Origin of the sequence: Caballeronia sp. INDeC2, assembly GCF_023631325.1 — a bacterium.
Lineage (GTDB): Bacteria > Pseudomonadota > Gammaproteobacteria > Burkholderiales > Burkholderiaceae > Caballeronia.
The window spans coordinates 21462-36424 of sequence record NZ_JALQDG010000044.1 but is presented as its reverse complement, the minus strand read 5'-3'; the positions used below and the strand labels follow the sequence as shown (position 1 = coordinate 36424).

At 61.5% G+C, this 14963-nt stretch carries 14 protein-coding genes and 1 pseudogene; 7 read left to right on the top strand and 8 right to left on the bottom strand.

Annotation, left to right across the window (positions count from 1 at the left end; translation table 11 throughout):
- Positions 1-1359, bottom strand: coding sequence for a 2-hydroxycarboxylate transporter family protein (locus NCS28_RS29265; RefSeq protein WP_502801252.1), 1359 nt, complete (start codon positions 1357-1359; stop codon positions 1-3).
- 420 nt (positions 1360-1779) lie between these two features.
- Here NCS28_RS29265 and NCS28_RS29260 point away from each other — a divergent pair.
- Positions 1780-2478 (top strand): annotated as a pseudogene (locus NCS28_RS29260) (GNAT family N-acetyltransferase); the annotation flags it as partial.
- Between the two features lie 43 nt (positions 2479-2521).
- Here NCS28_RS29260 and NCS28_RS29255 read toward each other — a convergent pair.
- Together NCS28_RS29255 and NCS28_RS29250 are read right to left on the bottom strand one after the other, a co-directional pair.
- Positions 2522-2920, bottom strand: a complete 399-nt coding sequence (locus NCS28_RS29255; protein WP_250517289.1) for an FKBP-type peptidyl-prolyl cis-trans isomerase — start codon at positions 2918-2920, stop codon at positions 2522-2524.
- Positions 2921-2970: 50 nt separating this feature from the next.
- Positions 2971-3285, bottom strand: coding sequence for a DUF4148 domain-containing protein (locus NCS28_RS29250; protein WP_250517288.1), 315 nt, complete (start codon positions 3283-3285; stop codon positions 2971-2973).
- Positions 3286-3501: 216 nt separating this feature from the next.
- Here NCS28_RS29250 and NCS28_RS29245 point away from each other — a divergent pair, with 216 nt between their 5' ends.
- Positions 3502-4764 carry an MFS transporter gene (locus tag NCS28_RS29245; protein ID WP_250517287.1) on the top strand — a complete coding sequence of 421 codons (1263 nt, stop codon included), beginning with the start codon at positions 3502-3504 and terminating at the stop codon, positions 4762-4764.
- Positions 4765-4834: 70 nt separating this feature from the next.
- Positions 4835-5764: a LysR family transcriptional regulator gene (locus tag NCS28_RS29240; protein ID WP_250517286.1), complete on the top strand. Its 930-nt coding sequence runs from the start codon at positions 4835-4837 to the stop codon at positions 5762-5764.
- 46 nt (positions 5765-5810) lie between these two features.
- On the opposite strand, the gene NCS28_RS29235 is transcribed toward NCS28_RS29240, so the two are convergent.
- Complete coding sequence (locus tag NCS28_RS29235; protein ID WP_250517285.1) at positions 5811-6692, bottom strand: LysR family transcriptional regulator; 882 nt, start codon at positions 6690-6692, stop codon at positions 5811-5813.
- A gap of 223 nt (positions 6693-6915) precedes the next feature.
- Between NCS28_RS29235 and NCS28_RS29230 the strand changes: the two genes are divergently transcribed.
- From NCS28_RS29230 to NCS28_RS29215, 4 genes are read left to right on the top strand one after another with little or no spacing between them, the layout of a single operon-like run.
- A complete protein-coding gene (locus tag NCS28_RS29230; protein ID WP_250517284.1) occupies positions 6916-7134 on the top strand; it encodes a DUF3311 domain-containing protein in 219 nt (72 codons plus the stop codon).
- Positions 7131-8609: a sodium:solute symporter family protein gene (locus NCS28_RS29225; RefSeq protein ID WP_250517283.1), complete on the top strand. Its 1479-nt coding sequence runs from the start codon at positions 7131-7133 to the stop codon at positions 8607-8609. The genes NCS28_RS29230 and NCS28_RS29225 overlap by 4 nt, the downstream gene beginning before the upstream one ends.
- A 5-nt stretch (positions 8610-8614) precedes the next feature.
- The gene (locus NCS28_RS29220; protein ID WP_250517282.1) at positions 8615-9802 is read left to right on the top strand and encodes an amidohydrolase family protein; all 1188 of its coding nucleotides are present in this window, start codon (positions 8615-8617) and stop codon (positions 9800-9802) included.
- Positions 9802-11253 carry an amidohydrolase family protein gene (locus NCS28_RS29215; protein WP_250517281.1) on the top strand — a complete coding sequence of 484 codons (1452 nt, stop codon included), beginning with the start codon at positions 9802-9804 and terminating at the stop codon, positions 11251-11253. Before NCS28_RS29220 ends, NCS28_RS29215 begins: the two co-directional genes overlap by 1 nt.
- 48 nt (positions 11254-11301) lie before the next feature.
- On the opposite strand, the gene NCS28_RS29210 is transcribed toward NCS28_RS29215, so the two are convergent.
- From NCS28_RS29210 to NCS28_RS29195, 4 genes are all read right to left on the bottom strand, one after another.
- Positions 11302-12138, bottom strand: a complete 837-nt coding sequence (locus NCS28_RS29210; RefSeq protein ID WP_250517280.1) for a bifunctional allantoicase/(S)-ureidoglycine aminohydrolase — start codon at positions 12136-12138, stop codon at positions 11302-11304.
- A 20-nt stretch (positions 12139-12158) separates the two neighbouring features.
- On the bottom strand, positions 12159-12509 hold the full coding sequence (locus NCS28_RS29205; RefSeq protein ID WP_250517279.1) for an amidohydrolase family protein: 351 nt from the start codon (positions 12507-12509) through the stop codon (positions 12159-12161).
- A 566-nt stretch (positions 12510-13075) separates the two neighbouring features.
- Positions 13076-13894 carry an amidohydrolase family protein gene (locus NCS28_RS29200; protein ID WP_250517278.1) on the bottom strand — a complete coding sequence of 273 codons (819 nt, stop codon included), beginning with the start codon at positions 13892-13894 and terminating at the stop codon, positions 13076-13078.
- Between the two features lie 141 nt (positions 13895-14035).
- The gene (locus NCS28_RS29195) at positions 14036-14962 is read right to left on the bottom strand and encodes an amidohydrolase family protein (RefSeq protein ID WP_250517277.1); all 927 of its coding nucleotides are present in this window, start codon (positions 14960-14962) and stop codon (positions 14036-14038) included.
- Position 14963: the final 1 nt, after the last annotated feature.

Below are 14963 nucleotides of genomic sequence, written 5' to 3'. Positions count from 1 at the left end.
TCATCCGAAATTCGCCAGCACCAGCAAGGTCAACGTGACGACGATCGCACCGCCGATGCGCGTCGCGATCTGCGCAAAGGGCATCAGCGTCATCCGGTTGGCGGCCGTCAGGATCGCGACGTCGCCGGTGCCGCCTTGTCCGCTGTGGCATGCGTTCACGATCGCGGTGTCGATAGGGTACATCTTCATCAGCCGTCCGACCACGAAGCCCGTGCCCATGAGCGTCGCCACGGTGACCACGATCGTCACGATGTTCGCCACCGTGAACGCGGCCATCAGCTTGTCCCACGGCGTCATCGCCACGCCGATCGCGAACAGCAGCGGATAGGTCACCGCCGTCGAAAAGAACTTGTAGACCACGAACGCGCCTTCCTGAAGCTGCGGCGACACCGCGCGCGCGAGCTTCACCAGTACCGCCAGAAACAGCATGGCCACCGGCGCGGGCAGGCCGAACATGTTTCTGCACATCAGGCCGAGCAGATACAGCGTGATCGCGGTGATGCCCGCCGCCGCGATGTGCGTCACGTCGATATGCCCGCTGATCTCTTCCTTCACCGGGTCCATTTCGTCCTGCTCGCCGACCTGCAAACGGCCCTGGCCCGTCAGATGCGGATAGCGGCGGCCGATCATGTCGAGCACGCCGGACAGCACGATCGCGGTGAGGCTGCCGAGCATCACGGGCGGCAACACCTGCGCGAAAAGTTCACCTTGCGGCAGATGCATGATCTCCGAATAGCCGATGGAAAGCGGAATCGCACCTTCGCCCACGCCGCCCGCCATGATCGGCACGACGATGTAGAGCAGCGTGTGGCGCGCGCCGAGCCCGAGCGCCGTGCCGACCAGCGTGCCGACGACCGCCGCCGCGATCGAGCCGACCGCGAGCGGAATGAAGATCTTGATGAAGCCTTTGATGAGCACGCGCCGGTCCATGCTCAGAATGCTGCCGACGATGATCGACGCAATGAAGAGATACAGGAAGTTGGTCTGCTTCGTGAACTCGGTCGTGAGGTTCAGGATCGGCTTCGGCAACAGATGATAATAAGTGAGCGCCGACGGAATGAAAGTCGCGAAGATCGCCGCCGCGCCGATGTTGCGCACGAGCGGCATGCGCTTGCCGATTTCGGCGCACGTGAAGCCGAAGAAGGCGAGCACGGCGATGGCCATCGAGATTTCGCCCGGCACCTTGCCCGTCACCGCGAATCCCGTGATCAGGCCGAGCAGCAGCAGATACACCGGCAACGGGATGATGCCGATGCGCGTTTCCATCAGCTTCCACCAGCCCTCGGGCCAGAAGCGTTGCTTGTTCGTCGATGTCTGATGCGCGTCGTCGTGCGGCGCGGGTTGGGATGTGATGTGCACGAATGTCTCCTTGCTGATATGGGCGATGCGTGTGCTGCGATCCGGACGGCGGGCGCGCGTGTCCATCGCGTCGCCGGGCGGATGATTGGGAAAGCGTCGGGGAAAGCGGGGGCGGCTTGCTATCGGAAGAATGCGGATGCGCGCTGAGGCAATGGCAGGGTCAAGATGTCGTCTCCGTTGTTGGCTGGCCCTCATCCGCAAAGCGTGGTCGCGGCGGGGTCTATGCTCATTACAAGGCAAGGGCTGTGCCAAGCGGGACGTGCGCACACGACGTTTCAAGTCACTGATTTCATGAAGATTTTTTGGCGACGGAAGCGGTCTGTCGCGCGCCGTTCTGAGATTTCAGAATCTGTCCGTTTTGATGGCTGAGGTTTTAGACTGTGAACTCATCCTTTTCACGCAACCGGAGTGCCTTCACGCATGACGAGAACCAACGAATATCAGCAGCCCATCGGCGAAGCGGTGATCGACTGGACGCCGCGCGAGCGGCCCGCGCGCGTCGGCATCGACGGCAGGCATTGCCGCATCGAGCCGCTCGACGTGGATCGCCACGCGGCCGATCTCTTCGACGCCTATGGTCGGGCCCCGGATGGCAGCGACTGGACCTATCTCTTCGTCGGACCGTTCACGGACTTCGACGCATTTCGCGACTACCTCACGAAAGCCGCGGCGTCGGCCGATCCGCTTCACTACACCGTCGTCGATTCCGCGAGCGGCAAGGCGATCGGCACGCTCGCGCTGATGCGCATCGAGCCTGCGCATGGGGTCATCGAAATGGGCAGCGTCACGTTTTCGCCCTTGCTCAAGCAGACGCGCATATCGACTGAAGCGCAGTATCTGTTGATGCGTTATGTCTTCGAAGACTTGGGTTATCGGCGTTATGAATGGAAGTGCGACAGCCTGAACGCGCCTTCGCGCAAGACAGCGCTGCGGCTCGGCTTCGAGTTCGAAGGGATTTTCAGACAGGCGATCGTCTACAAGGGACGCAATCGCGATACCGCGTGGTACGCGATCATCGACAAGGACTGGCCGCGCATTCGTCGCGCATTCGAGCGCTGGCTCGCCGACGACAACTTCGACGCGAACGGCAAGCAACGTACATCGCTCGCGCAGTTGCGGGACGAAGGCGGCGAGTGACTCGAACGCGCCTTCGCCAGCCGGCTTACTTCTGGATGCCGAGCAGTTCGACCTCGAACGTCAGGTCGCTGTTCGGCGGGATTGCGCCGACGCCACGATCACCGTAGGCGGTTGCCGCGGGGCAGCTCAGCTTCGCCTTGCCGCCGACCTTGATCTTCTGCACGCCTTGCGTCCAGCACGGGATCACACGGTTGAGCGGGAAGGTCGCGGGGCCGCCGTGCTTGCTCGAACTGTCGAACTCGGTGCCGTTGGCGAGCGTGCCGCGATAGTTGACGCTCACCACGTCGTCGGCTTTCGGTTGCGGGCCCGTGCCCTGTTTGATGTGCTCGACGACCACACCCGACGGCAATTTGTCGACGGCGTTGGCGGCAAACGCGCTCGATGCGATGGCCGATGCTGCGAGCAAGGCGATGACTGTTTTCATGCGATAACCTCTTTGGACGGAACGCCGATTATATCGGCAGCGTTCCCGCCTCAATCCGATCGCGCCTGCGGACATTCCGCCTGATACCAGCGATCGACCTGACGCTGCGCGGCGTGCAGATCGTCGGGATAGTACGGATCGTAAAACTTCGACGGGTCGTATCCCGCCCGCTCCAGCGCCGCCAGTTCGCTGAGGTTGCGCTCGCGCGTGAGAGGCGCGTGGTTTCTGAGTGCGGTGAGATCGCGGCATTGCGTGGCGCTCAGGTTTGTCGTGTTTTGCTGCATGCCGCCGCCGCTCATGGCGCAGGCGGCTAGCGAGAGCGTCAGTGCCGAGACCGTCGATCGGATATTCAATAGTTTGCTCATGTCGCGTGCTCCTTCTGCCCGTGTGTGAAGGTTACTGCATGCACGGGGCGTCCATCCGAAGTATCCCTGATGCGGCTCGGCGCGCATCGTCCGTACCCGGCGAGGACTGCCGCTGCGCCATTGTTCGCATTTCGCAAATCTCGCATTCGGCGGTTCGGCCGTTTTTTTCAGAAGAGCTCTGGGTCACTCTCGGTTTCATCGACTCAGGAGACAAAGATGACCTCGAAACGATGGGATACGTCCTACGAATGGAAAGCGGTGACGCTGCTTGCGCTCGGCTTCGGCCTCGTCGGACTGGACCGCTGGCTGATCGCGCCGCTCTTCCCGGCGATCATGAAGGACTTGCATCTCACCGCGCAGGACGTCGGCAACTGCATCGGCATACTGGGTCTCTCATGGGGCGTGTTCGCCGCGCTGATGGGCGGCATCTCCGACAAGATCGGGCGGCGCAAGGTGTTGATTCCCGCGATCATCGCGTTCTCGCTGCTATCCGGTTTCTCGGGCGTCGCGGGTGGTCTCGCCAGTCTGATCGCCGTGCGCGCGCTGATGGGCGTCGCCGAAGGCTCGTTCTGTCCGACGAGCTTTGCCGCGACTGCGGACGCCTCTCATCCGAAGCGGCGCGGCTTCAATCTCGGGCTTCAGCAAAGCGGATTCGCGCTTTTCGGGCTCGCGCTTTCGCCGATCATCGCGACGCAATTGCTCAACGTGGTCTCGTGGCGCTGGGTCTTCGCGCTCGTGTCCATTCCCGGCCTGATTCTCGGGCTGCTGATGTTCTTCGTGATTCGCGAGCCGCGAGCGATCGAGCCGGCGTCCGTGGATTCGCAGGCGAAGGCCGCGCAGGGCAACTGGCGCGACGTGCTGAAGCGGCGCAACATTCCCGTCGCGATGGTCGCGCTGTTCTGTGCGATGACAGGTGTCTTCGTGCTCGGCGCGATGCTGCCGCTTTATCTCACCGAATACCTCGCGCTGGACACGCAGCGCATGGGCATCGTGGTGTCGGCGATCGGCTTCGGCGGGTTCGTCGGCCAGTTCGGTTTGCCGGGACTTTCCGATCTCGTCGGCAGACGGCTCGCGAGCATCGCAGGTTTTGCGGGGACGGCGGTCATGCTGTACGTGTTTCGCGGCGTCGGTGCGCAGCCGCTCGTTCTGTTCGTCGTGCTGTTCGTCGCGTCCTTCTTCACGCTCGGCCTCGTTTCGCTGCTCTCCGGGCCGGTCGCGACGGAGGCGGCTCCCGTCGGCATGGTGTCGACCGCAATCGGGATCGTGGTGGGTGCGGGGGAGATCTTCGGCGGCGGCGTGGCGCCGGCGCTTGCCGGGTTCGTCGCAACACGATTCGGAATCCAGAATATTCTTTGGCTGCCGATCTGCGCGGTGCTGCTCGGTATCGGCGTGAGCCTGCTGCTCGAAGAAACCGCCCCCGCCAAACTGCGCCGGAATGCGCGCGCGGTCGAGCTCATTGGAGGCGAGCAGCCCGAGTAAGCGCGGCTGCCCCGGAGCCACGCGCGCAGCGGATACACTGACATGCTGGACACGATCGAAAGGGACCAGCATGGATCGTTTTCTCAGCATCGAGGCCTTCGTGCGGGTCGCGGAGACCAGCAGCTTCGCGGAGGCGGCGCGACAGCTCGGGGTCGCGAGTTCGGTGGTCACGACGCGCATTCAGCAACTCGAGAAGTTTCTCAACGTGCCGCTGTTTCATCGCAGCACGCGACACGTGCGCCTGTCCGATGTCGGCGAGGCGTTCTATCGGGATTGCGCTGAAGTAGTGGGGCGCGTCAACGAACTGACCGACCAGATGCGCGAGTTGCGCGCGACGCCAACGGGACGGCTGCGCATCCAGATGTTGCCGGGCTTCGCGCTGGGTCACTTCGGCGCATCGCTTGCCGAATTCAATCGGCGCTACCCCGGCATTCAGCTCGACGTGATCGTCAATGATCGCGTCGTCGATCCGATCGAGGAAGGCTTCGACGTCGCCTTTCAAATCTTCCCGGCGATCTCCGAATCGCTGATCGAGCGGCGTCTCTTCACGGTCCGTCGATTGTTTTGCGCCGCACCTGCGTATCTGCAAGAACATGGCGCGCCGCGGCATCCGCGTGAGTTGCTGGATCACAGGACGGCGCTCTATTCGGGTTATCCGTCGCGTAATCGCTGGACGATGACGCGCGGCGACGAGATCGTCGAGATCGAGTTGCCCGGCATCATCCGCTCCAATTCCGTTCATCTGCTGCACGACTACGCACTGACAGGCGGCGGGATCGTGTGTCTGCCGACGCTGGTGGCGAGCGCGTCGCTGCTGGACGGGACGCTCGTGCCGATTCTCGCGGACTACGCGCTCTCGCCGATGAATTTTGCAGCCGTGTATCCGGCGACGCAACGTCAGGGGCTCAAGGTGAAAGCGCTGGTCGAGTTTCTCGCTGAGCGGCTGGGCCCGGAGCCGGCGTGGGACGTGCCGCTCATCGAGCGAGGATGGGTTCATTAAGCCATGCAACTAATCGTCTGCCGATGCAAATTACTTACCATTGCAACTATCGACGCTGCGAACCGAACATCCGCGACAATGCCCGCGCGAGTTCCTTGACGACGGCATCTGCGGTCGGGCGATGCAGCAGCGCGATATCCATCGTCTCGATGGCCGGCAAGCCGCTCTTCGTCGTCAACACGACATGATCCGGCGAAACGGCCCGCGCCGGCAGAAGGCTGATTCCGAGACCATCGGCGACGGCCGCCTGAATGCCGCTCAGACTCGAACTGATGAAGCTCAGACGCCAGCGCCGTCCGATGCTTTCGATCGCGTTGGTCATGTCGTCGCGATACAGCCCGCGCGGCGGAAACGCGACGAGCGGAATCGGATCGAGGTCGATCGACGGATTCTTCGCGCTGTCGATCCATCTCAGTTGCTCGGGCCAGCTCGCGACAGCCTCGCGGCTATTGCGCCGCTGCTTCACGAGGATCAGATCGAGATCGCCGCGATCGTAGCTGCTGCTGAGATCGCGGCTCAATCCGCTCGTCACTTCGAGCTTCACCTGCGGATGCTTGCGATTGAACACCGCGAGCATGTGCGTCGTCGGTCCTCCGACGAAGTCTTCCGGCACGCCGAGACGCACTGTCAGGCCCACGTTCGTGCCCGATAGCGCCTCGATCATTTCATCGTTGAGCGCGAGCATCCGGCGCGCGTAAGCGAGCAAGGTTTCTCCGGCGTCGGTCGGACGAACGTCGCGGCTGCCGCGCTCGAGCAGCTTGTGTCCCGCCATCTCCTCCAGACGACGCACCTTCTGGCTCACTGTCGATTGCGTCGAATGCAGCCGCGCTGAGGCCGCAGTGAAGGTGCCGCAATCAGCCACCATGACGATGGCCTTCAGCAGATCCAGGTCGAAGAGCGGCGTACGTGCTTTGTGAGCGTGTTTCATCGGCCCATTTCTATCACGCGTGCGCGTTCTCAGCTATTCGGTTTTCAACTGACATCCATTCGAACATTTAATTTTTGACTATAAGGGGAGATGGATAACATCATCCGACGTCGATGCGAATAGCACTCGACGTCAGACAAAATGGCTTGCGTTACGCCGCAAATGCCCGGAGACAAAGAATGAAGACAGCATGGATCGATGGCATCGCCGCGCGAGGAACCCCATGAAACTCCGGATTCTTCTTGCCGCGCTGCCGTTCATCGGCCTCTATTCGGGCGGCTCGCTCGCCGCGCATACGCCGCTTCTCTTCGGCATGCCTTTTCTGCTCGTGTGGAATCTCTTCTGGATGGCGGCGACCGCAGCGATCCTCGCGCTCATCTATTACCTCGATAGCCGCGACGAAGCGGCGAGCGTGAACACGCGCGCGGGAGGTCCGCAATGAACGCGTCGCTGATCATCATCGTTCTGTTCGCGCTCTTCGCGCTCGCCGTGGGCCTGTACGCGCGGCGCGGCAAACAGCTCAGCCTGGAGCAATGGGCGGTCGGCGGACGCGGCTTCGGTTCGCTGCTGACCTTCCTGCTGATGGCGGGCGAGGCCTTCTCGACGTTCTCGTTCCTCGGCGCGAGCGGCTGGACCTATAGCAAGGGCGTGCCGGCGTTCTATATCCTGTCGTACGGATGCCTCGCGTATGTGCTCGGCTACTGGATGCTGCCCGCCATCTGGCGCTATGCGAAGGATCGCAACCTCGTATCGTTCGCCGATTACTTCGCATCGAAGTACGACAGCCGCGCGATCGGCGTGCTGGTATCGATCGTGGCCGTGTTCGCGATGGTGTCGCTCCTGATCATTCAGTTGCGCGGTCTCGGGATCATCGTCTCCGAGATGTCGTATGGCCTGATCTCGCAGAACACCGCGATCTGGATAAGCGCGCTGCTGATGGTGGCGTACATGACGGTCTCGGGCATTCACGGTTCCGCGAGCATCGCGATCTTCAAGGATGTGCTGATCCTCGGCCTCGCGATCTTTCTCGGGACGTATTTGCCGCTGCATTATTTCGGCGGCTTCGGCGAAATGTTCGCGCGCATCGATGCCGTACATCCGGAACTGCTGCGCATGCCCGAGCACGGTTTCAATCTGAGCTGGTACAACTCGACGTTGCTTCTCACGTCGCTCGGGTATTACCTGTATCCGCACGGCTTCACCGCCGTCTATGTGGCGCGCGACGCATCGGCGTTGCGCAGGAACGTCGTCCTGATGCCGATCTATCAGGTGCTCATCGCGTTCCTGTTTCTCGTCGGGTTCGCTGCGGTGCTCACCGTCCACGGGCTCGAAGGCGCGCAAACCGATCTCGCGCTGCTGCGGCTCGTCAAACAGACTTTCCCATCGTGGTTCGTCGGCATCGTCGGCGGGGCAGGGCTGCTCACGGCGCTGGTGCCGGGCTCGCTCATCATGCTCAATGCATCGACGACGATCGCGCGCAACATCTATCGCGAAGGCTTCGCGCCGCAGGCAAGCGATCGAGATGTCGCACGCGTCGCCCGTATAGCGCTGCCGCTCTTCACACTGGTCGTCGTGTTCTTCGTGTTGCGTGGCGGGGCGACGTTCGTCGCGCTCGCGATCTTCTCGTCGAGCCTGCTCACGCAACTCGTGCCGATGCTTGCGTCGAGCTTTCTCAAACGCCCGTTCGGTACACGCGAAGCGGCGTTCGGCGGCATCGCGGCGGGCGGCGTCGTGCTAGGGTTGTCGAGCTGGGACGGCATGACGCTCGCGTCCGTGTTCCCCAACGCGCCGCTCGCGTTCACATCGATCAACATGGGGCTCGTCGCGCTGTTCGCGAACGCCGTGGTCTTCATTGCAATCAGCGCCGCCCAACGCATGCTGCGCGCGCGTATCGATACTGCCGTCGGATCGGCATGACAATCATGACTCGCTCTCTATATCTCTCCAATGTGCGGCTGGCCGATGGTCAACGCGTTTCCGTTTCCATCGTCGATGGCCGTATCGAAGCGATCGGCGCGCATGTCATGGCGCCAAACGGCGCGCATGTCGAAGATGGCGGCGGCGCGCTGCTGCTGCCGGGCTTCGTCGAAGGCCATACGCACGTCGACAAGAGCAACTGGGGACGCCCGTGGTATCGCAACGAAGTCGGCCCGCTGCTCACCGATCGCATCAATAACGAACGCGAGTGGCGCAAGACATCGGGGCACGATGCGGGCGCGCAATCGCTCGCGCTGTCGCGCGCATTCGTGCAGGCGGGCACTACGCGTTTGCGCACGCATGTCGATATCGATACCGATGCAGGCCTGCGCTATCTCGAAGGCGTGCTCGCAACGCGGCACACGATGCGCGACATGCTGGAGATGCAGATCGTCGCGTTTCCGCAGTCGGGCATGCTGGTTCGTCCGGGCACGGTAGAACTGCTCGACAGCGCGCTCGCTGAAGGCGCCGACGTGCTCGGCGCGCTCGATCCCGCGTTGATCGACGGCGATCCCGTTGCATCGCTCGATGCGACCTTTGCGCTCGCGCAACGTCATGGCAAGCCGATCGATATCCATCTGCACGAGCCCGCTGAGATAGGCGCATTCACGCTGAGGCTTCTGCTCGACCGCGTCGAGGCGATGGGCATGCAGGGCAAAGTGGTCGTCAGTCACGGCTTTTGTCTGGGCGCGTTGCCGGAGCGCGAACGCGATGCGTTGCTGGATCGCATCGCTCATCTGCGCGTGGCGTTGCTGACGAGTGCGCCGCCTTCGCGCACGGTTCCACCGCTCAAGCTTTGCCGCGAGAAGGGCATCACGATGTTCGGCGGCAGCGACGGCATTCGCGACACGTGGTCGCCATATGGCGTTCCCGACATGCTCGAACGTGCGATGCTGATCGGCATGCGCTACGACCTTCGTCGCGACGACGATCTCATGATCGCATTCGATTGCGTCAGCGACGCCGCCGCGCGCGGCTGTGGTTTCGCCGACTATGGCCTGCATGCAGGCGCACGCGCGGATCTCGTGCTGGTCGATGCGCAGAGCGTCGCGCATGCGGTCGCCGCGCGGCCGGCGCGCAAGCTCGTCGTGTCGAACGGACGCATCGTCGCGCGCGATGGAGCGCTCACGTGATGAACGAGCTTGAGTACGTCGACATACTGATCGAACACGGCTGCGTCATCACGATGGATTCTTCGCGCCGTGTGATCGATGACGGCGCGGTGGCGATGAAAGGCGATCGCATCGTCGCCGTGGGCGACACGAACGAGCTGAAGCGGCGATACCGGGCAGGGCGCGTGATCGATGCGCGCCGCAAGGCCGTATTGCCCGGTTTGATCGATGCGCACGCGCATGCCGGGCACGCGATGCTCAGAACGATCGGCGGTGCGGATGGCAATGCATGGACGGCGGCGTGCGAGGCGATCTATACGCGCGCTTCGGACGAAGCCTTCTGGGAAACGGAGTCGCATCTCGCGTCACTTGAGCGTTTGAAGGCCGGTGTGACGACAGGCGTCTCGCTGCTGGGCGGCGGAGATTCGATCATGCGTGTCGACGATCCCGTGTACGCGCGGCGTCATTGCGACGCGGTGGTGAGGACAGGCACGCGATCGATCGTCGCGGTCGGTCCGTCGCGTCCGCCTGCGCCGCGGTCGTATAGAAGGCACGGCGAAAACGGCAGCGAAACGTACGACGTCGGTTTCGAACGCATGTTCGACGTATGCAAGGACATCGTCGATGCCTGTCATGGCGATGCCGATGGCCGCATCCAGATCGCGTTGACATTGCCCGTGTTCGCGCCGGAGCATTATCCAGAAGTCGCGCAATATGAAGGCGACTATCGGCGTGAAGCGGAGCGCTACATGTCGATGGCGCGTGATCGAAACTTGAGTTTCACGCAGGACGGACATCGCGCGGGCACGCTCGATTTTGCGCATGGCGAGTTGGGATTGCTGAACGCAAGATCGTTCATGTCGCATGCGATCGATCTCACGGAAGCCGACATCGCGGCATGCGTGGAGACGGGCGCTTCGATCGTGCACAACCCGAGCGCGATCATGTCGATCATCGGACGATGCCCGGTGCCGGAGCTGATCGATGCGGGCGTGACGGTGGCGATCGGCTCCGATGGCGCTGCGCCCGATCGGGGCTATGACATGTTCCGCCATATGTGGCAGTGCATGCACTATCATCGGCGGCACTTTCGTGATCCGGGTGTGCTTCCGCACGGCAAGGTGCTGGAGATGGTGACGATCGACGCCGCGCGGGCATTGTCGCTCGATCACGAGCTCGGTTCGCTCGAAGCGGGGAAGCAGGCGGACATCATCCTCGTCGACCTCTTCAAGCCGCATCTGATGCCGATCAACATGCCCGTCTATCGCATCACCTGTTTCGCGAATGCCGGCGACGTATGCATGACGATAGTCGGCGGAAAGATCTTGATGGAGGATTATCGTGTGCTGTCGGTCGACGAAGGCGAGATACTCGAACGCGTCTCGCAGATCGCGGATCGCACGTTCGAGCGCGCGGGCTTGCGCCATCTGCTGGACGCGCCGCGAACGTTGTGGGGTCACAGCCACTATTGAAGCCTTGCGGCACGCCTGACTAGAAGGGCGTGCCGTATCGCTTGGAGTTCAGCGCGGCGCGTTGAGCGTCAGCTTCATGTGCCGGTTGACGTCCTTGTACAGCAGATAGCGGAAGCGGCTCGGCCCGCCTGCATAACACGCTTGCGGGCAGAACGCGCGCAGCCACATGAAGTCACCTGCTTCCACTTCGACCCAGTCCTGATTCAGCCGATAGACCGCCTTGCCTTCCAGCACGTAGAGACCATGCTCCATCACGTGCGTTTCCGCGAACGGGATGACGCCGCCGGGCTGGAACGTGACGATGTTCACGTGCATGTCGTGACGCATGTCGCTGGTATCGACGAAGCGCGTGGTCACCCAGCGTCCCTCGGTGCCGGGCATCGGAATCGGCTCGATGTCCTGCTCGTTCGTCACGAAGGCTTCGGGAAGCGGCACGCCATCCACGGCTTCATAGTGCTTGCGAACCCAGTGAAAGCGAGCCGTATCCTTATGACGATTGCGCAACTGCCAGTTGGTGCCCGGTGGAATGAACGCATAGCCGCCGGTCTTCAGGACGTGCAGGATGCCTTGCAGCGTCACTTCGATCTCGCCTTCCACGACGAAGAGCACGCCTTCGGCATTCGGATCCTGTTCGGGATGCTCGCTGCCGCCGCCGGACGCCACTTCCATGATGTATTGCGAGAACGTTTCGGCGAATCCGGACAGCGGCCGCGCCAGTACCCACAGACGCGTCTTGTCCCAGAACGGCAGATGACTGGTGACGATATCGCGCATCACGCCTTTAGGGATGACGGCATACGCTTCGGTGAACATTGCGCGATCGGTCAGCAGTTCCTTCTGCGACGGATGACCGCCGTGAGGCGCATAGTAGGTATTGGTTGACATACGTAAGTCTCCGTTAGGGTTCACGCCGTCGCATTGATGGCGACGCCGTGTTGATGTCCGGCGTGACCGGACTCGAACTTTCCACTGCGCACGATCGTGCGCTCCGCTGGCACGGCGGCAACAGCTGCCGCGGCGTTGAGCGCCTTTACGATGACGAAGGTCGCGTTGTCACCGGGCTTCGATCCGTGAGCGTCGAGGCCGAGCACCGCGGCGGCGGCGACGCCGGTCGACACGTGAAGCGCGACGCGCAGTTCATGGTCAGTATAGAAACCGGAGCGATAACGATGAGCATCGCTCGTTGCAGCATGTCGCCATTGCCGTACGGCCACTAAGGCATCCTGGATGTTGTCGTTGCCGATGAAGACGCGCACGTCTGCCGCGCGTAATCGCAGGACGGCGGTAATGCGCGATCGCCGGGAATGGCTGCGCGTTGCAACGGTGCCGAACGATGCGGGCTGATAGATCAGCGCATCGGCGCGTTCGGCGATGGAACGCGCGCGGGCCAGTTGCTGCTTTTCGCTTACCGACGAACCGTTGTGGCGGTGGTGCGTGGTCCGGGGTTTGGGGACCTGTAGAAAATATCGGAGACAGTGGATAGCGGCAAATTAAATGTTTTGATGTGAGGTAGTTGGTTGTTGAATGGGTTGGCAAGAGCCGATCTTATGTAAGCGCCTTACAAAAAATCGATCATAAAGATTATGTAAACTTAATTGAATAAGTGATGCTCCATCCTTCGCGCATAACTGATCAAGTCCCGCACCAAATCGGGGGACTGGCGGTGCTCAGCCTGGGAGCCGCGCACGCGAGCTCCGTCCGCGCTTCAAATTCACCATCGCCAATCCGATGGATTGGAACGCAGAGCACAATGGACCGAAATCATATGTTCCACAATAAGGCACGCTGCGTCATAGTCGCCTATGGCAGATCACGACATCGTTCACATTCCATAAACGCGCACCGCATTGTCGTAGAACAACCTCAACCGATCCTCCACCGAAAACCCCCGCACGATCTCCTTAAACCCATCGAAGATATCGCTCATACGATCCACGACACCGTCGACCGGATAGTTACTGGCGAACGAGCAACGCCGCGCGCCGAACATATCGATGGCAGTGCGCACAACCGGCCCATTCGCGGCCACACTCCACCGCTGCCCCGGAATACAAATCCCGGAGATTTTCAAATGCACATTAGGTTCACGCGCCACGCGTTCGAGCGCTGCACGCCATGCATGCAAGCCTTCTTCCGAACGATCAGCCGGCAACCCGGTGTGATTGATCACGATCGTCGTGCCGGGAAAATCGCCGGCCAGTTCAGCGGCTTCACCGAAATGCCACCAGAACACCTGCAGTTCGAACAACAACCCATGAGCATGCAGTTTGGCGTAACCATCGCGCCACTTCGTATCGCGCATCGATCCCGGCGCAACGAAGTCGTCCCGGTATTGAGCACGCGGCACGGCGGCAGGCTTGTGCCGAATGCCTTTGACCAGCGGATGACGTCCATAGACAGCGAGGACTTCATCCACGTCTTCACGATCGAGCCACGCCTGAGCGCTCATTGCATGCGGAAAGCCCTGTTCGCGCTGTAGCGATTCGACCCAGCGCAATTCGCCCAGCGGATCAGCCGGATTCCACTCACCTTCGATAAGCACCGTCTTCACGACCTTGTGATGCCCCGCCGCGCGCAAATAATCATGGGGCAGAAAGGTGCGCCGAATCTTGTCGTAATTGCCGTAGCGAAAGTTCTCCACCGGCTTGTCGGCAAGCCACGGATAATAATTGCGCTCTACATCGAAGAATGTTGATGCGCATCGGCGATAGGCAAATCATCGTCCGCGCCGCTTTCGAGGAATCGGCGGCGAAGTTCCATAGCATCTGACATGAGCAATTCTCTAAACGATCATTCGATAAAACTGCAACGCGTTGCGGTAGAAAATCTTCTCCGACGCATCACGCCCAAGCGGTTCGAGCATCTTTCTCATGCTATCGACGAGAACGTCATAGCTCACTCTCAAACCCGCTACCGGAAAATTGCTCGCGAACATACAACGGTCGACCCCAAAGATCGAGACCGCATCGAGGACGATCTGCCGATTGTCTTCATGGTTCCAGGGCGCATCCTTCAGGCCGAATTCCGATAACTTCACGAACACGTTCGGCTGTCTCGCGAGCTGTTCCATTCCCCGCCGCCATCGTGCGAGACCTTCATCGCTTCGATCCCATGGGAAACCCGTGTGATTCAACGCTATCTTCGTGTTCGGGAACGCGCTCGCCACTTCAGCGGCATCGGCGAGATGCCACGGCGGCACGCGCAAGTCCCACGAAAAGTCGAACTTGTCGAGCAGAGAAAATCCTTCCAGCCACGCCGGGTCTCGCATCGTTCCGCGAAGATTGTCGAGCGGCTCGTCCGGACCACGCGACGTCACAGGCTTCGAACGAATGCCACGCACGAGCGGATAGGCTGCGTGTTGCGCGAGTATCTCTTCCGTGTCGGGCCTATCGAACCATGCGTGCGCGATCACAGCGCCCGGAAAGCCGTATCTGGCATGCACTTCGTGAAGCCAGCGCGTTTCTGCAACCTGTTCATTTCGCGCGCGTTCCGCTTCGACATGCACGGTACTTATAACCGGTTGCGCGCTGACGGTCGCAAGATAGTCCTCGGGCAGAAAGTCGCGGCAGATGCTGCGGTAATCGCCGAGAAAAAACGCTTCGTGATAGTCGTCCTGCAACCACGGATAACGCCCTTCCGACAGATCCCAGAGATGATGATGCGCATCGATGATCCGGATCTCGTCCGGCGCGATGTCTTTCATATGCATA